21 protein-coding genes are annotated in these 24666 nt (G+C 72.1%); 6 read left to right on the plus strand and 15 right to left on the minus strand.

Going from position 1 to position 24666, the window contains the following annotated elements:
* Nucleotides 1–141 precede the first annotated feature (141 nt).
* Both ACN28A_RS37985 and ACN28A_RS37990 read left to right on the plus strand, forming a co-directional pair.
* Nucleotides 142–2202, plus strand: a complete 2061-nt coding sequence (locus ACN28A_RS37985; protein ID WP_421403845.1) for a protein kinase domain-containing protein — start codon at nucleotides 142–144, stop codon at nucleotides 2200–2202.
* A 286-nt stretch (nucleotides 2203–2488) separates the two neighbouring features.
* Nucleotides 2489–3298 (plus strand): metal-dependent hydrolase, encoded by an 810-nt coding sequence (locus ACN28A_RS37990; RefSeq protein WP_421403847.1) that lies wholly within the window; start codon nucleotides 2489–2491, stop codon nucleotides 3296–3298.
* Nucleotides 3299–3315: 17 nt separating this feature from the next.
* Here ACN28A_RS37990 and ACN28A_RS37995 read toward each other — a convergent pair whose 3' ends face one another.
* Together ACN28A_RS37995 and ACN28A_RS38000 are read right to left on the minus strand one after the other, a co-directional pair.
* Nucleotides 3316–3915: a nucleotidyltransferase family protein gene (locus tag ACN28A_RS37995; protein ID WP_278062900.1), complete on the minus strand. Its 600-nt coding sequence runs from the start codon at nucleotides 3913–3915 to the stop codon at nucleotides 3316–3318.
* Nucleotides 3916–4035: 120 nt separating this feature from the next.
* Nucleotides 4036–5796: a bifunctional 3'-5' exonuclease/DNA polymerase gene (locus tag ACN28A_RS38000; protein WP_421403849.1), complete on the minus strand. Its 1761-nt coding sequence runs from the start codon at nucleotides 5794–5796 to the stop codon at nucleotides 4036–4038.
* A 309-nt stretch (nucleotides 5797–6105) separates the two neighbouring features.
* Here ACN28A_RS38000 and ACN28A_RS38005 point away from each other — a divergent pair, with 309 nt between their 5' ends.
* Entirely contained in the window at nucleotides 6106–6810 is a 705-nt protein-coding gene (locus ACN28A_RS38005) for a hypothetical protein (protein ID WP_421403851.1), read from the plus strand.
* Between the two features lie 31 nt (nucleotides 6811–6841).
* Here the strand turns inward: ACN28A_RS38005 and ACN28A_RS38010 are convergent, their stop codons facing one another.
* The 8 genes from ACN28A_RS38010 to ACN28A_RS38045 all read right to left on the minus strand — a co-directional run bounded on the left by ACN28A_RS38010 (nucleotide 6842) and on the right by ACN28A_RS38045 (nucleotide 14554).
* Nucleotides 6842–7420, minus strand: coding sequence for a GNAT family N-acetyltransferase (locus ACN28A_RS38010; protein ID WP_421404867.1), 579 nt, complete (start codon nucleotides 7418–7420; stop codon nucleotides 6842–6844).
* A 43-nt stretch (nucleotides 7421–7463) separates the two neighbouring features.
* The gene (locus ACN28A_RS38015; protein WP_421403853.1) at nucleotides 7464–7979 is read right to left on the minus strand and encodes a MarR family winged helix-turn-helix transcriptional regulator; all 516 of its coding nucleotides are present in this window, start codon (nucleotides 7977–7979) and stop codon (nucleotides 7464–7466) included.
* Nucleotides 7976–9211: an FAD-dependent oxidoreductase gene (locus ACN28A_RS38020; protein WP_421403855.1), complete on the minus strand. Its 1236-nt coding sequence runs from the start codon at nucleotides 9209–9211 to the stop codon at nucleotides 7976–7978. The genes ACN28A_RS38015 and ACN28A_RS38020 overlap by 4 nt, the downstream gene beginning before the upstream one ends.
* A gap of 112 nt (nucleotides 9212–9323) precedes the next feature.
* Nucleotides 9324–10034, minus strand: a complete 711-nt coding sequence (locus ACN28A_RS38025; protein ID WP_421403857.1) for a DNA alkylation repair protein — start codon at nucleotides 10032–10034, stop codon at nucleotides 9324–9326.
* A gap of 47 nt (nucleotides 10035–10081) precedes the next feature.
* The gene (locus tag ACN28A_RS38030; RefSeq protein WP_421403859.1) at nucleotides 10082–10999 is read right to left on the minus strand and encodes a carbohydrate ABC transporter permease; all 918 of its coding nucleotides are present in this window, start codon (nucleotides 10997–10999) and stop codon (nucleotides 10082–10084) included.
* Between the two features lie 13 nt (nucleotides 11000–11012).
* Nucleotides 11013–11921, minus strand: coding sequence for a carbohydrate ABC transporter permease (locus ACN28A_RS38035; protein WP_421403861.1), 909 nt, complete (start codon nucleotides 11919–11921; stop codon nucleotides 11013–11015).
* A 19-nt stretch (nucleotides 11922–11940) separates the two neighbouring features.
* Nucleotides 11941–13443, minus strand: a complete 1503-nt coding sequence (gene ngcE / locus ACN28A_RS38040; protein WP_421403863.1) for an N-acetylglucosamine/diacetylchitobiose ABC transporter substrate-binding protein — start codon at nucleotides 13441–13443, stop codon at nucleotides 11941–11943.
* Between the two features lie 148 nt (nucleotides 13444–13591).
* Nucleotides 13592–14554 carry a MurR/RpiR family transcriptional regulator gene (locus tag ACN28A_RS38045; RefSeq protein WP_421403865.1) on the minus strand — a complete coding sequence of 321 codons (963 nt, stop codon included), beginning with the start codon at nucleotides 14552–14554 and terminating at the stop codon, nucleotides 13592–13594.
* A gap of 194 nt (nucleotides 14555–14748) precedes the next feature.
* On the opposite strand from ACN28A_RS38045, the gene ACN28A_RS38050 reads away from it, so the two are divergent.
* The gene (locus ACN28A_RS38050; protein WP_421403867.1) at nucleotides 14749–15744 is read left to right on the plus strand and encodes an N-acetylglucosamine kinase; all 996 of its coding nucleotides are present in this window, start codon (nucleotides 14749–14751) and stop codon (nucleotides 15742–15744) included.
* A 64-nt stretch (nucleotides 15745–15808) separates the two neighbouring features.
* Here the strand turns inward: ACN28A_RS38050 and ACN28A_RS38055 are convergent, their stop codons facing one another.
* The 4 genes from ACN28A_RS38055 to ngcE (ACN28A_RS38070) form a co-directional block, all read right to left on the minus strand.
* Complete coding sequence (locus tag ACN28A_RS38055; protein WP_421403869.1) at nucleotides 15809–16387, minus strand: DinB family protein; 579 nt, start codon at nucleotides 16385–16387, stop codon at nucleotides 15809–15811.
* A 121-nt stretch (nucleotides 16388–16508) separates the two neighbouring features.
* Nucleotides 16509–17426: a carbohydrate ABC transporter permease gene (locus ACN28A_RS38060; RefSeq protein WP_421403870.1), complete on the minus strand. Its 918-nt coding sequence runs from the start codon at nucleotides 17424–17426 to the stop codon at nucleotides 16509–16511.
* Nucleotides 17423–18331, minus strand: coding sequence for a carbohydrate ABC transporter permease (locus tag ACN28A_RS38065; protein ID WP_421403872.1), 909 nt, complete (start codon nucleotides 18329–18331; stop codon nucleotides 17423–17425). The genes ACN28A_RS38060 and ACN28A_RS38065 overlap by 4 nt, the downstream gene beginning before the upstream one ends.
* 101 nt (nucleotides 18332–18432) lie before the next feature.
* Nucleotides 18433–19845 (minus strand): N-acetylglucosamine/diacetylchitobiose ABC transporter substrate-binding protein, encoded by a 1413-nt coding sequence (gene ngcE, locus ACN28A_RS38070; protein ID WP_421403873.1) that lies wholly within the window; start codon nucleotides 19843–19845, stop codon nucleotides 18433–18435.
* A gap of 255 nt (nucleotides 19846–20100) precedes the next feature.
* On the opposite strand from ngcE (ACN28A_RS38070), the gene ACN28A_RS38075 reads away from it, so the two are divergent.
* Both ACN28A_RS38075 and ACN28A_RS38080 read left to right on the plus strand, forming a co-directional pair.
* Nucleotides 20101–21453: an acyltransferase family protein gene (locus ACN28A_RS38075; RefSeq protein ID WP_421403875.1), complete on the plus strand. Its 1353-nt coding sequence runs from the start codon at nucleotides 20101–20103 to the stop codon at nucleotides 21451–21453.
* Between the two features lie 72 nt (nucleotides 21454–21525).
* Nucleotides 21526–22875, plus strand: coding sequence for a hypothetical protein (locus ACN28A_RS38080; protein WP_421404869.1), 1350 nt, complete (start codon nucleotides 21526–21528; stop codon nucleotides 22873–22875).
* 30 nt (nucleotides 22876–22905) lie between these two features.
* Here ACN28A_RS38080 and ACN28A_RS38085 read toward each other — a convergent pair whose 3' ends face one another.
* Nucleotides 22906–24624 carry a PucR family transcriptional regulator gene (locus tag ACN28A_RS38085; RefSeq protein WP_421403877.1) on the minus strand — a complete coding sequence of 573 codons (1719 nt, stop codon included), beginning with the start codon at nucleotides 24622–24624 and terminating at the stop codon, nucleotides 22906–22908.
* Between the last annotated feature and the right edge of the window lie 42 nt (nucleotides 24625–24666).

Consider the following 24666-nt stretch of genomic DNA (forward strand, 5'->3'; position numbering starts at 1 on the left):
GGGAGGGGTCCGGCGCCCCGGCGCGCTGCCGAGACTTGTTCCGATCAGCGGTCCGAGCAGTGGCTACGCCGCCGGAGTTGATGCGGTGGGCACTGTCGGCTCGATATCGTGTACGGCGGGTAGCAGAGAGGGACACCGCCGGTGCACCAGGGACGGATCGCAGATCGTTACCTGCTGCTGCACACCGTCGGCACCGGCGGAATGGGACGGGTCTGGCTGGCCCGGGACGAGATGCTGTACCGCCCGGTCGCGGTCAAGCAGGTGGTCCCGCCGACCTGGATGACCCCGGACGAGCGCGACGAGTTGCGTTACCGCACCCTCCGGGAGGCCCGCACCGCCGCCCGGCTCAACCATCCCAACGTGGTCCGGATCTACGACGTGGTGCACGACGCCGACTCCCCGTGGATCGTGATGGAGTACGTCCCGTCCCGCTCGGTGCAACAGATCCTGGAGACGGACGGTCCGCTGTCGCCGGTGCGTACCGCCGAGGTCGGGTTGGCGGTGCTGGCCGCACTGCGCGCCGCGCACGGCTGCGGGGTGCTGCACCGGGACGTCAAGCCGCACAACGTGCTGATCGGCGAGGACGGCCGGGTGGTGCTCACCGACTTCGGGCTGGCCACCGTGGACGGCGGCGACGGCACACTGACCCGGGACGGCGTGGTGCTCGGCTCGCCGCAGTACGTCTCGCCGGAGCGGGCCGCCGACGGTGTGTCCACCGTCGAGTCGGACCTCTGGTCGCTGGGCGCCACGCTCTACGCGGCGGTGGAGGGGCGGTCGCCGTACCGCCGGCCGACCACGATGGCCACCCTGACCGCGCTGGCGGTGTCGCCGCCGGACCCGACCCGGCTGGCCGGGCCGCTCCGTCCGGTGCTGGCCGGACTGCTCCGTCGCGATCCCCGGCAGCGGCTCGGCGCCGACGAGGTCGAACGGCTGCTGCGCCGGATCACCGACCCGCCGCCGCGCTCCGGACGGCATCCGCTGGCCCTGGCCCGCAGCCTCGCCCGACGGCCGCCGGGCCAACCGGTCGCCGGGCCTCCGTCGGTCCCGGCGGAGGCGCCGGTCGAGCCGCCCCGGCCGAGCCGCCGCCGGCCGCCGAACCAGCGCCCGCAGCCGGACGGGCGACCTCAGCCCAACCAGCGCGCCGGCCCGGAAGGGTGGTCGCAGGCCCCCTGGCGGGACCGGTCGGACCAGCCGGCCGGAACCGACCGGCCGAGCGATCCCGCCGCCCGCGCCGACCCGCCGGTCACGTCCGGTCCGGCCACCGGGCTCGACGCGACGCGGACCACCGGACACGGCCCACCAGGATCCACCGGACACGGCCCACCACCAGGGACCACCGGCCGAGGCGCACCAGGGACCACCAGCCGAGGCGCACCAGGAACCACCAGCCGAGGCGCACCAGGAACCGCCGGACACGGCCTGCCAGGGACCACCGGACACGACGCACGAGGAACCGCCGGACACGGCCTGCCAGGGACCATCGGGCCGGGGACGTCGGGCCGGAGCGGTCGGCGCCGGCCCGGTCCGCTCGGCCGGGGCTGGCGGGTCGGTGCCGGCGCGCTGACCCTGGCCCTGCTGGCCGGGATCGGCACCGGGTTGACGTTGCGGGCCGACCGGTCCGGTGAGCACCCGCCCGACGGCTCCGCCGAGCAGCCGGCGGTGGCGGCGGCCGGGGCGTTCCCGTGTGCGCCGCCGCCCGAGCGGGCCGTACCGGTGACCGCCGCGCCCCGACCGCCGGACGAGCGCTTCGGGCTGGTGGACAACTGGACCTGGTACACCGACCCGTCCGGGTTCCGGCTCGCCGTGCCGATCGGCTGGCTCCGGTACACCGACGGCCGGGTGGTCTGCTTCTCCGAGCCGGTGGCCGGCACCGGGCGGATGCTCAGCGTCGACCCGAGCACCCCGCCGACCTCGGACGGCGAGCGGTACTGGCTCGCCGAGGAGCGGCGGCTCACCGGAGCCGGCCTGCTGGCCGGGTACGAGCAGGTCGGGATCGGGCCGCTGGAGATCCGGGCCGGCGGGGCGATCTGGGAGTGCCGGTGGACCAACGCGCGCGGCGACCGGGTGCAGACCGCCCGGATGCTGATCAACACCTCGGCCGACCGGGCGTACACGGTCTCCTGGTTGACCCCGGAGTTCGACTGGGCGGTCAACCAGAGCTACCTGCGGATGGTGCAGACGAGCTTCCGGCCGGTCGACTGAGCGCGGTGGCGTCCGGGCCCGGCGACACGCCCGGGGTCCGCCCGCCGGCCCGGCCCGGCCGGCGCCGCCGCGCCGCCCGGCGTGCCGGAGCGCGCCCCGGCAGACCGGCGGTGACCTGGCCGGCAACCCGAACCGGGTACGCGTTCGACCACAGCCGACGGATGCGCTGGAATACGACGTGACGACGGCGACAGCACTGTGGATCAAACGGTGATTGCCTCGGCATCACCGGTTTGGCACAGTGTCGCCAGCCGTGTGGGATGTACCCGGGGGAGGATGCACGACGATGATGGGGCCATCCCATGCGCTGTCCGGTGCCGCGGTCTGGTTGGCCGGGTCCTGGGGCCTGGACCACTTCGCCGGATACGAGCAGTCGCCGCTGGCGATCGCGGTCGGCACGGCGGTCTGCGCGGGCGGCGCACTTTTCCCCGATCTCGACATGTCCGGCAAGGTCACCCGCAACCGGGGCGGCGCGACCGTGGCCCGCACCTTCGGCGTGGTGTCCCTCTTCTTCGCCGAGGTGATGGAGAAGATCTCGCTCGGCGTCTACCACGCCACGAAGCTGAGCAGGGATCCACACCGGAACAACGGGCACCGGACGCTCACCCACACTCTGCCGTTCACCTTCCTGGTCGGCTGGGGCACCACGGCGCTCTGCACCGCGTACGGCAAGTGGGCGGTGATCGGCATCCTCTTCTTCATGATCGGCCTGGCGTTGCGCGGGCTCTTCGACGAGTGGGCGAAGCGGGCCGGTTGGGTGATCGTGACCCTGGTGTCGCTGGCGGCGGCGTACTTCACCTTCCTGCACCTGCCCGGTGACCGGGGCTATCCGATGCTGGGCCTGGCGGTCGGGGTCGGCTGCTTCGTGCACATCATGGGCGACATCATCACCAGCAACGGGGTGCCGATCCTCTGGCCGATCCCGATCAAGCGACGCATGTGGATGATGATCGGCATCCCGAACAAGATCGCGGTCAAGGTGGGCGGCAAGGTGGAGACGGTCGTACTGCGTGGCGCCTTCACGGTGATCTCGATCCTCTCCGCGACCGGCCTGCTGGCGCCCTCGGTACTCCGCCGCTTCGACATCGAGGTCTGAGCCCGCGGCGGCCCTGCTCAGACGGCGACGCGTTGGGCGGGGACCGGGACGGTCAGGCCCCAGGCGGCGAGCAGTTCCGGGGTGTTCGCCCGACTGCCGTCCGCCACCGTGTCGCAGGCGATGTCGACGATCTCGTCCTTGTGCGCCATCAGGTAGGGCCGGGCTCCGACGTCGGCATTGGCCAGCGCGGCGATCCCGGCCCAGTGCCGGCGGCCGAAGAGCATCGGATAGCCGCGCAGCCCCTGGTAGGTGGCGCAGACCAGGGCTTCCGGATAGGGCAGCGCCGCGACCCGGCGTACCGCCGCCTCGGTCAGCCCGGGCATGTCCACCGGAACCACCACCACCGCCTCGATCCGCGGGTCCGGTACGGCGTCCAGCCCGAGCCGGATCGAGGAGCCGATCCCGGTGCCCCAGGAGCGGTTGACCACCACCGTCGCGCCGGAGAGGTCGGCGGTGGCGCGTACCTGTTCGGCCGCGGCACCGAGAACCACCACGAGCTGGCCGCAGCCGGCCGCCCGCATCGTGTCGAGTACCTGGTTGACCAGGGGACGCTCCCCCTGGTGCAGCAACGCCTCCGGGCCGCCGATCCGGCGTCCCCCGCCCGCGGCGATGATCATTCCTGCGATCCGACTCAGCGCCGTCACCTTCCGCCCGGTCGCGCGGCCCCGCCGCGCGCACACCGGTAGCAACGAGCGGAATGCGACCCAGGTATCGGCACTAATCGGACTAAATCCCAGCTATGCCGCATTTGCGTAGCAGTCCACCACCGAGACGTCCAGCGGGAAGCGCACCTGGGTCTCCCCGAACAGCAGCCGTCCGGCCTGCGCCGCCGCCCGGTGCACCAGCGCGACAACCTGCTCGGCCTGCTCCGCCGGGCAGTGCACGAGTACCTCGTCGTGCTGGAAGAAGACCAGCTCGGGGCGGCCCGCCCCGGTGTCGGCGCCGCCGGGTAGTGCGGCCAGCCCGTTGCGCAGCCCGGCGAGCAGGGTCAGCGCCCACTCCGCGGCGGTGGCCTGGACGACGAAGTTGCGGGTGAACCGGCCCCGGGCCCGAGCGGCGGACCGGGCACGCGGGCCGAACGGGTCCGCCCCGGCCGACTCCACCACCGGCGCCTCCCCCTCCTCGGACTCCCGGAACGACACCGAGGCCGGTGGACAGGTCCGCCCCAGCCAGGACCGGACCAGGCCGCCGCCCTCACCGGTCCGGGCCGCCGCCTCGACGTACTCGAAAGCGGTCGGATAGCTGCGGCGGAGCACCGCCAGCGCGGGGATCGCCTCGCCACCGGTCTGCCCGTACATCGCGCCGAGCAGGGCCAGCTTGGCCCGGGCCCGGTCACCGCCGAAACTGTCCCGGGCCAGTGCGGTGTAGAGGTCACCGGCGCCACCGGCGGCGGCGAGCCGGGCGTCCCCGGAGACCGCCGCCAGCACCCGGGGCTCCAACTGGCCGGCGTCGGCCACCACGAACCGCCAGCCCGGGTCGGCCAGCACCGCCCGGCGGACCACCTTCGGGATCTGCAACGCCCCGCCGCCCCGGGTCGCCCAGCGGCCGGAGACCACCCCGGCCGGGACGTACTCCGGGCGGAACCGGCCGTCCCGCACCCAGGCGTCCCGCCAGGCCCAGCCGTGCGCCGTCCAGATCCGGTAGAGCTCCTTGTATTCGAGCAGCAGCGGAACGGCCGGATGGTCGACGCCGCGCAGCACGTAGGCCCGGGTGCTGGGCAGGTCGTAGCCGGCCCGGGCGAAGGCGCGGAGCAGCTCGGCGGGTGACTCGGCGTGCAGCTGGCGTACCCCGAAGGCGGCCGCGATCCGCGCGGAGAGCTCCGCCAGCCGGCGCGGTGGCCCACCCACCGGCGACGGCTCGCCGAGCAGGTCGACCAGGAGCGCGTCGTGCACGTCGGCCCGCCAGGGCAGCCCGGTCGCGGTCATCTCGGCGGCGACCAGCGCACCCGCCGACTCGGCCGCGACAAGCAACCGGAACCGCCCGGGATGCGGGGTGGCGGCGATCCGGGCGAGCTGGTCGGCGTAGACCCGGACCAACGCGTCGATGCCGAGCGGTGGCGGCCCGGAGACCACCTCGAAGAGCGCGGCCTGGTTGTCGCCGGGCGGCGCGGCCGACCGGGGCGGCGGATCGGCCGGCACCGGCGCCCCGGTCAGCCGGGCGAACGCGGCGGCCAGGCCACGCGGCTCACCCCAGCGGCCGTCGTGGCCGAGCAGCAACGCCTCGGTCAACTCGACGTCGTGGCAGCGCTGCACCCGGTGTCCCCGGCGCAGCAGGCCGGGATAGCTCGCGGCGGTGGAGGCCCAGAGCCAGCGCGGCAGGTCCTCCGGACCGGCGGCCGCCTCCCGGGCCGAGACCGCCGCACCGAGGTCGGCGACCCGTTCGACGGGGCCGGCGGGGCGGCCGTCCGGATGCAGCGGCTGGAGCAGCCCACCGTCGCCGCTCTCGTCCCCGACCACCGCCACCAGCACGCCGACGATTCTGCCCGCCCCGACCGACATCCCCGGCCGGCCCCGAGGAAACTCCCGCCGCCCGGAGGCCCACCGCAGGCCCCGAGGCAACTCCCATGAGTACGCATACCGATGCCGCGCCCGGACAGGGACGCGAGAATCCCGGGAACGACACGGGGAGGGACCAGAATCGTGGAACAGGTGATCGAAGGCCGGCCTCCGGTCCCCGCGCCACCGGCGAGGAACGGTCGCGGCGCACGGCGACGGCGTAGGTGGTACGGCCGCCTGTGGCTGGGCCTTGCGGTGATCCCGGCCGTCGTGGCACTGACCGGCTGTGTGACACCCGGCCGCCTCGCACCGGTGGGACACGGCGGTGGCGAAGCGCACGGCAGCGCGTTGGCGCAGGTCATCGCCGAGGAGCAGGCGGAGCTGCTGGGCAAGGCCCTCGGTTACCGCAATCGGGTCCGAGGCGCCGAGCACATCGCCGCGACCGAGATCTCCGAGCGGGCGCAGGGCGACGGCTGGACCGCCCAGCTCGTGCCGGTGGAATGGTCCGGACGGGTCGGCGGCAGCGAGCGCGCCACGATCGACGTACGGATCGTGGTGACGGTGGACGCGCGGCCGGCCTCCGGCTTCGACAGCGGTGGCAACTCGGCCGGCCGGGCCACCCGCTGCTACCGCTACCACCTCCGGATGTACCGCTACACCGACCACGACGAGGTCGACTGCCCGGCGGTAGCGGCCCCGCCGGAGCCGAGCGCCTCCCCGATCGAGCGGCTGCCGGACGACGCGCACGACCGGCTTTCCAAGGCCCTGCGCGCGGCCACGCCGGCCACGCTGGGCAGCGCGGTGCGGTCGGCCTTCCCCGAGGCGTACGTCTCCGTCGACGTCGCCGACCACGAGGGCTGGCTCGTCGCCGCGGTGGGCGTACCCGCCGAGCGGGACTGCCTGCTGCTGGTCAGGTCACCCGCCGGCGCCATCGAATCGCCCGGATACGACCGCATCTCGTTGGAACCGGGCGAGTTGGGGTGCTCGACCGGGCTGTTCGTGTCACCGCCACGCTGACCGGGTCCAGACCGTCGAGGTCGTCGCGCGGTCACCCCTCGTCGCGCAGCCGGGCATGCAGGTGTACGTCGTGCCAGCCGTCCGCGTGCCACCATGCCCGGCGCAGGGTGCCCTCGACCGGGTACCCGAGCCGGTCCGCCACCCGGCAGGAGGCCCGGTTGGCCGTGGAGTGCCGCAGGTCCAGCCGGTGCAGTCCCAGGCGGTCGAAGGCCCACACCTGCACCGCCCGTACCGCCGCGACCGCGACGCCCCGGCCCCGCGCCGCCGGCATCACCCAGTACGACAGCTCGGCGGATGCCTGGTCGAGCCGGATCTCGCGGAGTCCCACCTGGCCGACCGGCTCGCCGGTCGGCTCCGCCAGCACGGCCCAGCTCGCGTCCGTCTCCGCCGCCCAGCCGGCCGGCCACCGGGCCGTCCAGTCCCGCGCCTCGACCTCGTCCGCCATCCGGCGCAGGTGCCAGCGCTGGATCTCCGGACACTCGAAGGCCCGGCGCACGGTGCCGGCGTCGCCGACCCGCCACGGCCGCAGCGTCAACCCGCCGTCCGCGTCGAGCCGGGGCTGGCGGACGGCGCGCAGCGAGCCGGCCGGCAGGACCGGCGGCACCAGCATGGGCACCCGTTCATTCTGGCCGGCCGTCGCCACCAGCCCGTCGTCAGAGTCCGTCGTCGAACTCGCCGTCACGCGTCAGCCGGTCGCGGATGCCCCGCAGGTGCCGGACGAGCGAGGCGATCTCACCGACCTCCAGTCCGAGTCGCTCCGGCGCGTTCAACCGGCTGACCAGCGGGCGAGCCACAGCCAGTCGGTCGAGGCCCAGAGGTGTGATGGAGATGCCGGCCGCCTGGCCGCGCCGCGCTGGTCCGTCGCGGGTGACCAGCCCAGCTCTGAGCAGACTCTCCACCAGGGGGTCGATGCTCTGTGGGCGCACCATCAGCGCGTGCGCGAGCTGGGTCTTGGTGAGGTCGTCGCCGTCGGCCAGGCACGCCAGCACGCCGAACTGTGTCGGGCCGAGGCCGGCCGCGGCGAAGGTCTCACGGAAGGCGCGTGACGCGACGTGCGCGGTTTGCACCAGCTCCCAGAGCACCAGGAGTTCCTCGCCGGAGTCCGCGTCGAGCGGAGCGGTGTGCCGGTCCCCCGCCGCGATGTCCGCTCCCTCGGCAGGGCCGGTCACCGCCGCCCTCCGGTCACCAGGCTCGCGGCGGTGGCGAGCAGGGGCGTTGCCGCGCGGACGGCGAGAGCGCCGGCCGGGGTGGCCGCCGCGCGAATCCACCGCACGGGCTGCAACGACTCGCGGACGGGCCCGGCGGCGCGGACCCGCAGTCGCGACTCGTAGTCGTGTACGGCGATCACGGTGGTCGCGTCGCCGCGCGCCGCACCGGACAGCGCCGTCACGAGGTCCCGGGCATCGAGCACGGCGGTCGCCGCGCCCTGGCCGCCGGTGGGTGGCATCGCGTGCACGGCGTCGCCGAGGGCGGTGACCCGGCCCGCCCGCCACGGCGCCAGTCGATCCGGGTCGGAGGCGTTCAACCGGAACGCACCGACGCTGCTCAGCTCGGCGCCCTCCAGGAGGCTGATCAGCGGTCCGGCCCAGCGGTGCCGCACCAGCAGCTCGGTCGCGCGAGTGCGGAGCTGACCGGCGTCGAGCCCCGACGGACGCGCGGGCAGCGCCTCCTCGATGGCGAGCAGCCCCCAGATCGCAACGGGCTCGGTGGTGGCGGCCGGGAAGCGCGCGGCCCGGAGAGCGGAACGACCGACCGGATCGTGCTGGGTGGCGAAGAGCCCGGTGCCACCCGGCCCGACCGCGAGCATCGGCTCGTCCGCCAGCAGGGCGCGGGCGGCGGCGGGGACGTCGGACCACCGCGTCCGGCCCGCCACCCCGACCAGACCACACGGGTACGAGGTCGGCTGGCCGGCCAGTTGCTCCGCCAGGTGCGACCCGGCTCCGTCGGCGATGACCAGCACGTCGGCCCGGATCGTCGCGCCGTCGTCGAGTACGGCTGTCACGTGGTCGTCCGCTGCCCGCCACCCGATGCAGCCCCGACCGAGGAGCAGGTGCTCCCCGAGCCCTCGGGCCAGCACCTCGCGCAGGGTGATCCGGTCGACGTCCAGCGCGAGGTCGTTCGACCTGTCGGCCGCCCTCAGGAGTCGGCGGCCACGGTGGTCCCGCAGGATCAGCGCGAATCCCCTCGTCGCGACGGATGCTCCGACCAGCTCCTCGAACCCGACCGGCGGCAGCAGCGCGCGCAGCGCCCGGACCGCCGGCGGTCCCAGGTGGAGCTTGTAACCACCCGTCGCAGTCAGCTCGCGATCGGGCTCGACCACGGTTACGTCGAGTCCGGCGCGCACGAGCCCCTGCGCAGAGGCCAGGCCGCCGATCCCGCCGCCGGCGATCACCACGCGCACCCTGTCACCTCACTATCAGGAACCTGATAGCCAGAGTATTCGCTGCCCGTCCCCGATGGAAGACTCGGACTCGTCGCCGCCACCGTCGCCGACAACCGGACGGGCGTAGCGACTAGACCACCCCGGACAGATACTCCCGTCGGCGCTGCGGCTCGAACTTCTCGATCGCGTACCGCAGCATGACCCGGGGCATCTGTCGGTGGTGCCGGGTCAGGAACTCCTCCGCCGCCGCCCGGTCCCGGTTGCCGACCTCGCGCAGCATCCAGCCGACCGCCTTGTGCACAAGGTCGTGCGGATCGCGCAGCAGCCGTCGGGCGAGCCGGAAGGTCCACTCGAAGTCTCCGGCCCGGACGAAGGCGAAGGTCGCCAGCACGGCGATCCGGCGCTCCCACCACCGGTCCGACCCGGCCAGCCGGTCCAGCACGCCGCGGTCCCGGTCCAGCAGCCACGGGCCGAGGATGTACGGCGCCGACGAGTCGACCAGGTCCCAGTTGTCGACGTGCTCGCTGTGGGCCAGCAGGAGGTCGACGATCCTGCCCCGTTCCGCCTCGTCGCCCCGGTCGAACCTGCGGACCAGGACGAAGATCGCGGTCAGCCGTTCCTCGTGCACGTCGCTTGTCAGCAGCTCCGCCGTAGCCGGCAGCGGAAGGTCCCGCCAGTACCGGCCGGCGATCCGCCGCTGCTCCGGCACGGGCACGCCGATGGCCCGGTCGCCCTCGCCGTATCCGCCCGGGACCATCTGGAGGAAGCGGGTCAGCTTCTCCGCCCGGTGCGGGTCGGCAAGGCTGGCCAGCTCGCGTCGGACATCCGCACTGGTGGCCACGGCCAGGCAATCTACCGTGCCGGTAGGCGGCCCATTAGCCGCGCCGGCTATTTGACCGCGCCGGCGGTGAGGCCGGACTGGATCTGCCGCTGGAAGATCGCGTAGACCAGGATCATCGGCAGGATCGCCATGCTCAGCGCGGCGAACAGCCCGGACCAGTCCGCCTCGTAGCCGGCGTTCACCGAGATGTCGGCGATGCCCTGGGTGAGCACCCACTTGTCCTCGGCGTTGGAGAGCAGCACCAGCGGCAACTGGTACTGCGACCACTGCCCGATGATGTTGAAGATGCCGACGCTGATCAGGCCGGGCTTGGCCATCGGCAGCATCACCTGGAAGAAGAGCCGGGTGTGTGAACAGCCGTCGATCATCCCCGCCTCGGCCACCGAGGTCGGCAGCGTCTTGAAGAACGCGGCCAGGAAGAAGACCGTGAACGGCAGCGAGTACGCGATGTAGACCAGGACCAGCCCGGTGTGCGAGTTGAGCAGGCCGAGGTTGTCCACCACGAAGAAGAGCGGCACCAGGGCCAGGAAGACCGGGAAGGCGAGACCGGAGACGAAGAGGTAGTAGACCACCCGGTTGCCGACGAACTTGTAGCGGGCCAGCACGTACGCGGCCATCGAGCCGAGCAGCATCGTGCCGAAGACGCCGAAGGCGACCACGATCACGCTGTTGACGAAGTACCTGCCGACCCGGGCCTGGGTCCAGGCGCGGCCCCAGTTCTCCCAGCGCAGTTCGCCGGGAAGGGTCCACGGGCTGCTGAAGATCTCCGTGGTGTTCTTGAACGAGGCCAGGAAGGTCCAGAGGATCGGGACGATCACGATCACCGCCCAGACCACCAGGGCCAAGTGACCCAGGTTGGACAGCAGTCGTACCTCCGATTTGGCCCGGCGGTCGCCGCCCTTGCCGGTCGGCGCCGGCTTGCGTTGCGCCGGCCCGGTCATCGGGCGCTCGGTCTGTGTCGTCATCTGGCGTCCCATCTCAGTACTCGATGCTCTCCCGCTTGGACACCCGCAGCGCGAGCGCCGCGAACGTGATGGTCAGGAAGAACAGCGCCACTCCCATCGCCGAGGCGTAGCCGGCCCGGCCGTAGACGAAGGCGTTGCGGTAGATCTCCATCGCGAGCACCGTGGTGGCGCCGTCCGGGCCGCCGCTGTCGACGGAGAGCACCGCGACGATGGCGAAGGCGTCGAACGCGGCGATGCCGAGATAGACCCAGGCGACCTGGAGGGTGTCCCAGAGCAGCGGCAGGGTGACCCGGAAGAAGAGCGTGACCTTGCTGGCCCCGTCGATCTCGGCGGCCTCGTAGATCTCGGTCGGGATGGAGGCCATGCCGGCGGAGAAGAGCACGACGTAGAAGCCGACCGCCTGCCAGACCAGCACCCCGATGATCGACCAGAGCGCCAGGTTCGGGTTGATCAGGAAGAAGACCGGATCGAGACCGATCTTGGTCAGCACCCCGTTGATCAGGCCGGACTCGTCCGGCCGGTAGACCATCTGGAACAGGACCGCGATGATCGCCACCGCCAGCACCTGCGGGAAGAAGAACACCACCCGGTAGAAGGCGGAGCCCTTGACCCCGACCCGCTGCCCGCCCCGGCTGCCGCCGCCGACGTTGAGCAGGAAGGCGAAGAAGAGGGCGATGGCGATGGTGATCAGCGGCAGGGCAAGCAGCAGTATCCCGTGGTGCTGGACCGCCTTCCAGAAGGCGTCGTCGTTGAACAACCGCTGGAAGTTCTCGAACCCGATCCACTCCGGCGCACCGATGCCCCGCCAGTTCGTCATCGCGAGCTGGAAAGCCTGGGCGTACGGCGCGATCACGAAGATCGAGTAGAGCGTGACCGGCAGGAAGAGAAAGCCGATCACGAAGGGGTACTTGCCCTGCCGCATGATCACTCCACTCCGGTCGTCAGCGCGAGAACTTGGCGACGCTGCTGTCGGCCTTGATCGCGTCCGCGCGCTTCTGGATCCGCTCGGCCCACTGCTCGGCACCGGCGCGGCCGAACATCAGCTCGTTCGTCGCCGTACGGGCCTCGGTGTCCAGTTCCTTGTACCAGTTGTCGAACATCATGTTGAACACGTTCGCCCCGGCCGCCTTCAGCGCCGCCTGCGAGCTGGCCACGCCCGGCGGGAACGAGTAGCCCTCGCTGCCGGCCGGCACCACGGTGGCCGCCCCGACGGTCTCGGTGAAGCCCCGGGCGCCCGCCTTGGAGAGCATCTGCCGCATGTACTCCATACCGCCGCGCGGGTTCTTGCTCTTGGCCGAGACGAAGTATCCCTCGCCACCGGCCGCCCGGATGGCCCCCGCCGGCAACTTGTCTCCGGCGGTCAGGCTCGGCACCGGCATGAGCTGGTACTCGAAGCCGGCCGGCGTGTCCTTCTTCTGCTCGTTCTCCAGCCAGTCACCACTGGGGTAGAAGGCGACCTTGTACTGGTTCTGCCGCAGCTGCACGTCGGTGTGCTTGAGCCCCTCGAAGCTCTTGTCGCTGTACTTCGCGCCGATCTCCGCCCACGCCTTCGCGGACTGGATCACCGCGTCGGCCTTCCAGGCGTTCGGCTCCAGGTTGTCGATCGCCTTCAGCACGTCCGGGCCACCGACCTTGGCGGCCTGGGTCAGGATCACGTTCCACATGTAGTAGGCCGCGTTCGCCCCGGCGTACCCGAACGGGGTGATGCCCTTGGCCTTGATCTGGTCGCAGAGCGCGGTGAACTGCTCCCAGGTGGTCGGCACGGTCCAGCCGTTGTCCTTGAACAGCTTGCCGGAGTACCAGATGCCGTAGACGGTGGAGACGTAGTAGAGGACGTACGGCTTGCGCGCGCCGTCGGCGGTGTTGAACATGCCCTGCTCGACCACGCCGGGGATCACGGTGTCCCGGACCTTCTTGTTCGGGTCGTCGACCGAGGGCGCGTCCCACAGCTCGGTCAGGTCCTGGAGCTGGTTGTCGTTGACCAGGGCACCGAAGTCGAGGAACTTCTCGCCCGAGTTGTTGACGAACTCCGGCGGGTCGCCGGCGGTGAACCGCGGCTGGAGCACCGTGGAGACCGCCTGGGTCGCCTGGTGCTTGATCTCCGCCTTCGGAAACGCCGTCTTGTAGAGCTTCTCGTGCACGTCGGTGGCGTACTTCTCGCCGTAGCCGCCGTTGAAGATGATCACCTCGAGCGCGGCGTCCTCCTTGACGCCGAGCGGGTTGGTGGCGCTCTTCTCCCCGGTCTCCTGCTCGGTGGTGCCCCCGTCGTCGCCGCCGGTGGCGCAGGCGCCGAGCAGTCCGGCGGCGGGAATGGTCAGCAGCCCGGCGGCGGCGGCCCGGCGCAGCATGGTACGGCGGCTGGTGCCCAGTGCCGCCGGCAGGTCCGGCCCAGCAGTGGCCGACGGAACAACGCGGTCCGACGTGGGGTCGGAGGTTGCGGACATCTTCATCTCCTCGGTTGAGAATCGGGTCCGGCCAGCCGACCTACGCCGGATGACCAAGACCTGCCAGCAGTGCGGTTACTTGTAAGGAAGGGCCCCCCACTATCGCTTTCTGCATAGGAAGGGCCCCTTCCCAACACCTCAGTTCGTGTCACGGCCGCGCCTCCTTGGTCGCCTTGTGCCCGCCCACCGCCCGGGCCGTCCGCTGGAAGGCGGCGTGGGCGCGGTCGTGGGTGCGCTGGGCGACGGCGATGTAGAGCAGGTCGAGCACGACCAGTTGCGGATGCCGGGCGGAGAGCGCGTCCGGCCGGAAGGTGGTCGCCTGGCTGGCGGTGAGCAGCACGATGTCGGCGAGTTCGGCCAGCGGCGACCGGGGGAACCCGGTCAGTGCCACGGTGGTCGCACCGTGGCTGCCGGCCTCGGCGAGGGTTTCGATGGTCTCGCGGGTCCGGCCGGTGTGCGAGATACCCAGGGCCACGTCGCCGGAGCGGAGCAGCGCGGCCCCGGCCAACCCTTCGTGTACGTCGTTCCAGGCCCACGCCGCCACGCCGATGCGGTGCAGGCTGAACTGCATCTCGGTGCCGACCAGCCCGCTGCCACTGGCGCCGAAGATGTTCACCCGGGCGGCTCCGGCGATCGCCTCGGCGGCCCGTTCGACCTCGGCCAGGTCGAGCAGCGCGGCGGTGTCGTGCATCGCCCGGGTGTCGGCCGCGATGACCTGGCCGAGCACCCGCTCCAGCGGGTCGGTCGGCTGGATCTCCCGGCCGATGTCGACGGTCCAGCCGGCGCTGTGTGCCCGGCCGGTCTCGGCGGCGATGCCGAGTCGCAGGTCGGCATAGCCCTCGAAGCCGAGCGCCCGGCAGAACCGGGTGACGGTGGCCGGGGACGTACCGCTGCGTTCGGCCAGTTCGACGATGGTGGCCCGGGCGGCGGCGGCCGGGTCGCTGAGCACCTGCTCGGCGACCCGTTGCAGCGCGCCGGTGAACTCGGTGAGCTGGGACCGGACCCGGACCAGCACGCTGTCCGCGGGTGAGAGTCCGGCGGCGGCCCGGCGGTCGTGCTCGGCGTCGACCACCGCGGTCCCCGCGATGATGTCCGCCTCCTGCTCGACCATGGGCACGCCTTTCCGCAAAGGAAGTTAACTGTTAGTGGTAAAAGTTCTTACTAACACCCCCTCCTTGTCAAGACGATGGGTGAAGTTTTCAAACTGTTACCTCGGCGGTCCCGGCGTCGGGTGGTCGGCGCTTGCCCTCCCGGGCCGCACCGAGCAGCATGGATCGACGATTACCCGGGAGGTGGTTGCCGGTCATGTCCGACGGCATGGTGGTGGGACTCGACGTCGGCGGCACCTCGACCCGGGCCACCGTGGTCTCGCTCTCCGGGGAACGGCTCGGCACCGGACGGGCCGGCGGCGGCAACCCGACCAGCCACGGCGCCGAGCAGGCCGCGGAGCAGCTCCGGGTGGCGCTCACCGACGCCCTCGCCGAGATCGATCCGGGCCTGGTCCGGGCCGGCGTCATCGGGCTGGCCGGAGCGGGCCGGCTGCTCGCCGATCCGGCCGGCCGGCTCGCCTTCGCCCGGGTCTGGCAGGAGGTCGGACTGCGCTGCGGGTACGAGATCGTCGGTGACGCCCTCGTCGCCTACGCCTCGGGCACCGCCGAGCCGGACGGCACCATCCTGATCGCCGGCACCGGAGCCATCGCCGCCGAGGTCCGCGGCATGGCCCTGGACCGGGTAGCCGACGGACACGGCTGGCTGCTCGGCGACGCCGGCAGTGGCTTCTGGCTCGGCCGGGAGGCCGTCCGGCAGGCGCTGGCCGACCTCGACCGGCACCGGCCACCCGGGCCGCTCGGCACCCTCGTGCTCACCGAACTGCTCGGCACGGCGGAGGTCGCCGCCCGGCCCCGGGACACCGTCGACGCCCTGGTGCAGACGGTGACCCGACGGCCGGCCGTCGAACTGGCCGCGCTCGCGCCGCTGGTGCTCCGGGCCGGCATCGCCGGCGACCCGGCCGCCACCGCGATCCTCGACGAGGCCGCCCGACTGCTCGCCGCCAACGTGCAGCGGATCCGGCCGGCGGACGCGGGTACGCCGATCGTGCTCGGCGGCGGGCTGTTCTTCGTCGACACGCCGCTGGTGCACGCCGTACGGTCGGCCCTGGCGGCGCGCTGGCCGGACGCACCGCTGCGGTACGCCGCCGACGACTGTGCGCTCGGCGCCGCCTGGCTGGCCGCCCGCCCCCTGCCCGAGCTGACCGACCCGGCCGAACTGCACCGCCGGCTGTTCGAGCCGGTCGACGACTGATTTCCGGTGACGGTCTGTCGATCCGAGGGTGGACAGCACCGGCGGGTTGCGCCACGACCGCGCCTCAGGCGAACTCGCGTGCGATGGATTCCAGCCGCTCGCGGTAGGCGGCCCACCATGCCTCGTCACCCTCGACCACGTTGTCGCCGGGCCGTCGCCAGCCGACCTGGCCGTCGACCAGTTCGCGCACGATGTCGGCGTGCCCGGCGTGCCGGTTCAACTCGGCGGTCACATGCACGAGGATGAGATGCAGCGTCACCGGCGTGTGCTGCCACCACCTCACCGAGCCGGGCGCGTCGATCGGGAGCGCCTCGATCGTGGCGTCCGCGTGTGCCCAGACCCGGTGCCACAGTCCGACGATGTCGTCGCGGGACTCGTCGGCCGTGGCCCACATGTGCGTGTTCGGCTCGGCGTCTTCGTTCAGACCCGCGACGGGTTCGGGAAACGGACGGTCGAACACCTCGCCGAAATACCCGGCGGTCACCGTGGCCACGTGCTTGACCAGCCCGAGCAGGTTCGTTCCGGTCCGCACGAGCGGGCGTCGCACGTCGTACTCCGACAGCCCGTCGAGCTTCCCGAGCAGCGCCTCGCGTGCCTCCCGCAGGTATCGATGGAGATTCGCCTTGGCATCGAGGTCGGTCATGCCACCCAGGATCTCACCGCCCCGCCTGGCGGGATGTCCCGTACGTCCGCGTCCGAACCAACGCCCGGAGCAGTCTGCGGCCGAACGCCCGGTACGGCAGCTCCATCGGCGAGTTCCTCCGCTATTTCAACTGGCCGGCGGTCAGGCCGGACTGGATCTGGCGCTGGAACAGCACGTAGACCGCCAGCACCGGCAGCATCCCGAGGGTCAGCCCGGCGAACAGCCCGCTGAAGTCGCCCTGGTAGCCCTGGCTGACCGCCAGCGCCGCCAGCCCCTGCGCGAGGACCCACTTCGACTCGTCGCCCTGCATCAGCACCTGCGGCAGGATGAACTGGTTCCACTGGCTGAGGAAGTTGAAGATGCCGACGCTGACCAGGCCCGGCTTGGCCATCGGCAGCATCACCCGGAAGAAGAGCCGGAAGTGGCCGCAGCCGTCGATGAGCGCGGCCTCGGCGACCGAGGTCGGCAGGGTCCGGAAGAACGCGGAGAGGAAGAAGACCGTGAACGGCAGCGAGTAGGCGGCGTAGACCAGGATCAGCCCGGTCCAGGAGTTGAAGAGCCCGACGTTGCGGACCACGAAGAAGAGCGGCACCAGGGCGAGGAAGACCGGGAACATCATGCCGCCGACGAACAGGTAGTAGAAGAACTGCCGGGACCGGAACTCGAAGCGGGCGAAGACGTACGCGGCGGCGGCGCCGAAGATCATCGTCACGGTCAGCGAACCGGCCACCACGATCCCGCTGTTCAGGAAGTACCGGCCGATCTGCGCCTCGGTCCAGGCCCGCGCCCAGTTCTCGAAACGCAGCGCGCCGGGCAGTCCCCACGGCTCGGCGAGGATCTCGCCGTCGCTCTTGAAGGAGCTGACCACGACCCAGAGCAGCGGCAGGGTGGTCAGCAGCGCCCAGATCAGCAGGAAGCCGTGCGAGAAGACGTTGACCACGCCCCACTCGCGGCGGGGTGGCCGGTCGCCGGTGCCGGACCGGCCGTCGGCGTCGGCGGCGGCGGGCGGGGCCGACGCGGGGGTGTCGACGGTCGTCACGAGTACTCGATTCGGTCCCGGCGGCTGACGCGCAGCGCCAGTACCGCCACCGACAGGGTCAGGAAGAACATCACCACGCCGATCGCGGAGGCGTACCCGAACTTGGTCTCGGTGCCGAACGCGGTGTTGTACATCCGCAGGCCGATCACGTCGGAGGAGTGGTTCGGGCCGCCGTCGGTCATCTGCTGGATCAGGATGAAGCCGTCCAGCGCGGCGATGGCCAGATAGATCCAGGCGACCTGCACGGTGTCCCAGAGCAGCGGGATGGTGATCCGGCGCAGCGTGGTGAACCGGGATGCGCCGTCGAGCATCACCGCCTCGTAGATGTCCTTCGGGATGGCCTGCATCGCCGCGCCGAAGAGCACCACGTAGAAGCCGACGTTGGCCCAGACCATCACGGCGAGCACCGCCCAGAAGGCGGTACGCGGGTCGCCGAGCCAGGTCGGCGCGGGCAGCCCGACCGCGCGCAGCGTGGCGTTGAGCAGCCCGTTGTTCGGGTGGTACACCTCCTTCCAGAGCAGTGCGATGATCACCACCGAGAGCACCTGCGGGAAGAAGTAGACGAGCTTGTAGGCGCCGGAGCCGCGCACCCCGACCACCCCGGCGGTGCCGCGCCGGCCGCCCATGTTGAGCATGCTGGCGAAGAAGAGCCCGAGCGCGATGGTGAGCACCGGCAGCAGCAACAGCAGGATCGCGTTGTTCCGCACCGCGTTCCACAGCGCGCCGTCGCGCAGCAGGTTGCCGAAGTTCTCCAGCCCGACGTAGTCGGCGCTGGCCGAGTAGCCCAGCCAGTTGGTGGTGGAGATCTGGAACGCCTGGAGGTACGGCGAGAGCACGAAGAAGCCGTACAGCAGCAGCGGCGGCACCAGGAAGGTGATGATCAGCGGGTACTTGCCATGTTTCACGGAACCGACTTCCTGCCCACTCCACGCGGGAAGACTCGTCCCCGCGACGATCGCGCCACCGGGCCGGCCGGTGCCGGCCGGCCCCGCAGCGTAACCCGGCTCTACTGGCGCTTGTACTTCTTGATGCTGCTGTCCGCGGCGATCTGGTCGGCGCCGCGCTGGCACTGGTCGAGGAACTCCGCCGGGGTGGTCCGGCCGCTGAAGAACTCGCCGCAGGCCGCGTCGACAAGCTCCCGCTCCAGCTTGCGGTAGAAGTTGTTGTAGACCCAGTTGAAGCCGTTGGCACCGGAGGCGTCCAGCGCCTTGACCACGGTGTTCAACCCGAACGGCAGGTCGACGCCCTCGGTGGCGCCGGCCACCACGGTCAGGCTGGAGACCTTCCGGGTGAAGTCCTGGGCGCCCTTGAGCGAGAGCATGGTGCGCAGGTACTCCAGCCCGCCGGCCCGGTTCTTGGCCTTGGCCGGCACCATGAACGGCTCACCGGCGGTGCCGCGCATCGCCTCGAACGGCAGCTTGTCGCCGCTGCCGAGGCTCGGGGTCGGCGCGACGGACATGTTGAAGCCGGCCGGGGTCACCTTGGCCTGCTCGCTCTCCAGCCAGGAGCCGCAGGAGATGAAGGCGGCCTTGCCCCGGCACCACTCGGTCTGCGACTGGACGTGGTCGAGGCCGGGGCTGCCGGGCAGGATGAAGCCGTCCTTGACGATCTGGTACCAGGCGTCCGCCGCCGCCTTCATCGCGTCGGACTTCCAGGCGTTCGGCTCCAGGTTGTCGATCGCCTTGGCCACGTCCGGGCCGCCGAACTTGATCGCCGTCGAGATGACCGGCCAGCTCATGTAGCGGGGGTGCTTGCCGGCGTACGTCCAGGGGGCGATGCCGGCGGCCTTGATCTGCCGGCAGAGCGCGATGTGGTCGTCCCAGGTCTTCGGGTACTGCCAGCCGCGGTCGGCGAAGAGCTTCGTCGAGTACCAGATGCCGTAGGCGGTGTACGCGTAGTTGAGCACCAGGAACCTGCCGTCGTAGGACCCGACGTCGACCACGCCGGGCAGCAGGGTGTCCCGGACCTTCTTGCCGGCGATGTCGAGGCTGGGTGCGTCGAGCAGCTCGCCGAGGTCGGCCAGGGCGTCCTGCGAGACCAGGCCGTTGAAGTCGATCTGGCCGCCACCGGAGTTGTTCACCACGTCCGGCGGGGTGCCGTCGACGAACCGGGGCTGCAGGGTCTTGTTGATCTCCTGCGTCGCGGAGTGCTTGATCGTCGCCTGTGGATACTTCGCGGTGTACATCGCCTGGTGGGCTTTGGCATACTCCTCACCAAAACCACCGTTGAAGATGACCACCTCGAGCGGCGCGTCCTCCTTGACGCCGAGTGGGTTCTGCTCACTCTTCGTGCCTTCGAGCGACTCGCCGCCGTCGTTGTCGTCGCCGCCGCCGAGGGCGCAACCGGTCAGCAGGCCGGTGGCGGGGACGGCCAGCAGCCCGGCCGCGGCGGTACGGCGGAGAACGTCACGCCTCTTCATAGCTTCTCCTCGGATCCGGCCCGCTGGTGCGGGGTGGTGCGGTTTCGCAGGTGGCGGCCCTCTGGTGGGCGGGCGTCGGTGCCTCACGGGCACCGACACTGGTGCTTGTCTTCACTTCACGGAAAGTTACTGAAGGATTCTTACGGAAGAGGATGCCGGCAGCAAGCCCCGGCGGCCGAACCGTTACGGACCGGCAACCGACCCGGCTTGTCGCATACTCCACCGGCCGGCCCGGGTAGTCGATAGCCTGGCCACATGCGCCGCCTGCGGGAGATCGCCGGCCGCACGCCCGCCCGGCGGGAGCGCTACGTCGACCTGCTCCGCGCGGTGGCGATCGTCCTGGTCGTGTACGGGCACTGGCTGATCGCCGTTCTCGAGCCCGACGACACTGGCCGGCTGCGCGGCCACAACGCCCTGGAGGAGATCACCTGGGGCCACCCCGGCACCTGGTTCTTCCAGGTCCTGCCGCTGTTCTTCCTGGTCGGCGGCTACGCCAACGCCGCCTCGCTGACCGGTCACCGGGGACGGGGCGGCGACGCCGGCAGCTGGCTGGCCGACCGCAGCGGGCGGCTGGTCCGGCCCACCACCGTGCTGCTGGTGCTGCTCGTCCTCGCCGCACTGACCGCCCGGCTGCTCGGCGCCGGCCCGCAACAGGTCCGCGAGGTCATCTGGTACGCCACGGTGCCGCTCTGGTTCCTCTCCGCGTACCTCTGCGTGGTGCTGCTGACCCCGGTCACCTACGCCCTGCACCAGCGGTACGGCCTGGTCGTGCCGGTGGTGCTGCTCGGACTGCTCACCCTGGGCGACCTGGCCCGGCTGCTCGGCGAGCCCCGGCTCGGCTACGGCAACTTCCTCTTCGGCTGGCTCGCCATGCACCAGGTCGGGTACGCCTGGCGGACCGGCACCCTGCCGCTGCGTCCCCGGGTCGGCTGGCCGCTGCTGGTGGTCGGGCTGACCGCGCTGCTGCTGCTCACCACCGTCGGCCCGTACCCGAGCAGCATGATCAACCAACCGGGCCTGCGGATCCAGAACATGTCCCCGCCCAGCCTGGCCCTGCTCGCGCTGGCCACCGCACAGCTCGGACTGATCATGCTGCTCCGCGCCCCGGCCGAACGCTGGCTGCACCGAACCCGCCCGTGGATGCTGGTGGTCGCGGTCAACTCGGTGGTACTCACCGTCTTCCTCTGGCACCTCACCGCCGTGATCCTGCTGGCCGGCGCCCTGGACGCGCTCGGTGTGCTGCCCAGCCCAGCGGTCGGCTCCGCCGCCTGGTGGCTCTGGCGGATCCCCTGGCTGCTGATGCTGACCGTGGTACTCGCCGGCCTGGTCGCCGTCTTCGGCCGGATCGAGCTCTGCGGCTCCCGCCGCCCCGCCACCCGGCCCCGGGCACTGCCGGCCGCACTCTGCCGGGCGCTCACCCGCCCGCGCCCCCGACTGCTGCTCGTCGCGCTCGGCTTCGCCGCGACCGTGGCCGGGCTCTTCGCCAACAGCGTCGCCCCGAAGAGCGGCGAGCACCTGCTCGGGCTGCCCGTCGGCGCGCTGGTGGCGTACCTCGGCGGTGCGGGCCTGCTCCGGCTGCTCCGTTCGGTGCCCACCGGCAGGAAGTGAGAAAGAGCCTCCTCCGCCACCCGGGGCACGGACATCGCCGTCGGCGCCGACCAGGCTTGATTACTATTGCGTGTGCCCAACGGACAGCTCCGGCGGATGGCCGCCTTCTCCTTCCCGGCCCACTCCTTCGACCCGGCGACCGGGGAAGCCGCCCTCGAATACGCGCTGACCGGCCCGGACGGTGAGCTGCGGTTCACCGAGCGGATCACCTTCCCCCGGCCCGGGACGCCGCCGTCGGCGGAGACGCTGGCCACCTTCGGCCGGGTGCTGGAGCTGCTGCACCTGGTCGCCGGGGTGAGCTACTACAAGGCCGCCGCACCGCCCCGGCTGGTCCTGCCGGCGCCGCTGGGCGCCGACGCCGTCGCGCTGGTCACCGCCGTCTACACCGCCGGCCTCGCCGAGTACGCCTACCGCAACGACCTGCCGCACGTGCTGGAGTTGACCCCCGAACTGCCGCCGGGGCAGGTCGAGCCGCCGGCCGGGTGCGACAACTCGGACCGCCGCCCGCTCAGCACCGTCGGCGGCGGCAAGGACTCCATCGTCAGTCTGGAGGCGCTGCGCCGGGCCGGCTTCGACCCGGTGCCGTTCTCGGTCAACCCGAACCACATCATCGTCAGCGTCGACGAGGCGTCCGGGCTGACCCCGCTGGCCGCCCGGCGCCGGCTCGACCCGGCGCTGATCGCGCTGAACGCCGCCGGGGCGCGTAACGGGCACATCCCGGTCACCGCGATCAACTCGCTGATCGCGGTCGGCACCGCCGTGCTGCACGGACTCGGGCCGGTGGTGATGTCGAACGAGCGCTCCGCCTCCGACCCGAACCTGGTCTGGCACGGCGTCGAGGTCAACCACCAGTGGTCCAAGGGGGTCGAGGCGGAGGGGCTGCTCCGGGCGGCGCTGGTCGGGCACGCCGGGCTGGTCGAGCCGTACTTCTCGCTGCTGCGGCAACTCTCCGAGCTGCACATCGCCCGGCTCTTCGCGGGCTTCGACAGGTACGACGACGTGGTGACGAGCTGCAACGCCGCGTTCAAGCTGAGTGACCCGAGCGACAGGTGGTGCGGGAACTGCCCCAAGTGCCGGTTCATCTTCCTGGCGCTGGCCCCGTTCATGCCCCGGGACCGGCTGGTGCGGATCTTCGGCGCCGACCTGCTGGCCGATCCGGCCCAGGCACCCGGCTACCTCGAACTGCTCGGCATCTCCGCGCACAAGCCGTTCGAGTGCGTCGGCGAGGTCGAGGAGTCGGTGGTGGCGCTCGGCCTGGTCGCCGAGCACCCGGACTGGCGGGACGCGGCAGTGCTCCGCACCCTGCTCGACGCCGTTCCGGCCGAGGCCTGGACGGCGGCGAACGCCACCGACGTCTTCACCCCGGCCGGCCCGCACTTCGTCCCACCGGCGTACGCCAAGGCGCTCACCGCGATCTCCTGACCGGAACCCCGCGGGGCGCGGCCGGGTCGGTCAGCCGTCGCGGACGGCGTCGAGGGCGAGCAGGGCGACGTGCAGGGAGAGGCAGTCGTCCACCGAGTCCAGGTCGACCCGGAGGATCCGGGAGATCCGGGCCAGCCGCTCGTAGAAGGCCGGCCGGGACAGGTGCACCGCCGCGGCCGCCGCCGACTTGTTCCGGCCGCTGTCCAGGTAGCCGCGCAGCGTGCCGAGCAACTGCTCGCGCGGGTGCTCGGCGTCGTGCGCCAGCAGCGGTCCGAGTTCGCGTTCCACGAAGGTCTGCAACCTCGGCTCGTCCCGGAGCAGGTGCAGCAGCCCGGCCAGCCCGACCTGGGGCAGCCGGAACACCGGCAGGTCCTGTCGACCCCGGCGGGCGGCGTCGGCCACCTGCCGGGCCTCGGTCAGCGAGCGGCGTGCCTCGGCCACGGTGCCGACGCCCGAACCGGCCGCCACGATCACCGCGCCGGGCCCGGCGTACGGCCGGGTGGGGGTCGGGGCGGCGTCCAGGCGTACCCGGCCCAGGGCCGTCGCGAAGGCGGCCAGCGCGTTCTCCTCCTCCCCGGCGTCCCGCAGCGCCAGCACCGCACCGACCGCCTGGTCGTCCAGGGTGCTGGCCAGCCCGCTCAGCTCGGCCTCCCGCAGCGCCTGGCCGACCGCCTCGGCCAGGTCCCGCAACCGGGCCTGACCGGCCGGTGAACTTCCGGCCGCCGGACCCGCCGCGTCGTCCGCGCGGTACCGGACCACCACCCCGACCAGATGCCGGCGATCCAGCGGTACGCCGAGGGCGCGGGCCCGCAGCGCCACCTCGTCGACCGGCCGGGTGTGGTCGAGCAGTGCGGTGAGCAGGGTACGGTGGATCTGCCGCTCCAGCCCCTCGGCGTCCCGCCGGATCAGCCGGCCCAGCGCCAGGGTGGAGGCGGCCCGCTCGACGAGGATCGTCAGCCGGGTCGGCGGCGTCGACGGTGAGGACGGCGTTCGCGTTGCGGACCACGGTGCCCGTGCCGGCAGTTCGCCGGTCGGCCAGCGCAGCAGCAGCCGCCCCCAGTCCTGGCCCCGGGCGCCGACGGTGGTGTAGAGCCAGCCGGCGTCCGGGTCGTAGCCGGTCCGGCCGGTCGGGCGGATCCGCCGGGAGTGCTGCTCCCAGCCGCGCAACAGCAGCTCGGCGCTCTCCCCCGCCGGGTCGTACCCGAGCACCTGCCGGGAGAGGTTCTCCAGGACCACCGGGCAGCCGGCCAGCAGCGCGGCCTGCCGGACCACCTCGGCGGGCTCGGCTCCCTCGACGGAGAGTTCGGTGAAGCGCTGGTGGATCTCCTCGGTCGCCCGCAGCTCGGTGAGCTGTGCGTCGACGATCAGCGCGTGCACCGCCTCGGTGATCCGGACGAACGGCGTGACCCGGCACAGTTCGACGAGCGGCAGGTTCCGGTGCTGGGCTGCCGTGACCATCGCCCGGGGTACCGCCGCCGGGTAGCGCCGGCCCAGCTCGACCAGGAGCCCGGAGACACCGACGTCGGCCAGCTCGCCGATGAAGGCGCGCAGCCCGGCGTCGTCGCCGGGCAGGCCGATGCCGGTGGTGAGGACCAGTTCGCCGCCGCTGAGCAGGGCGGCGATGTCCGGCACCTCGGCGGCGTGCACCCAGCGGACGAGCCGGTCCAGCCCGGCCGCACCGGCGACCACCCGAGGGCCGCCATGCCGGACCGGATCGAGGGCCAGCACCTCGCGCACGGTGGGAAACACGCCCCGACGCTACCGCCACGGAGGGAACCGGCTGGCACGGAG

The sequence above is a fragment of the Plantactinospora sp. WMMB782 genome, from assembly GCF_049179135.1.
Taxonomy (GTDB): Bacteria; Actinomycetota; Actinomycetes; order Mycobacteriales; family Micromonosporaceae; genus Plantactinospora.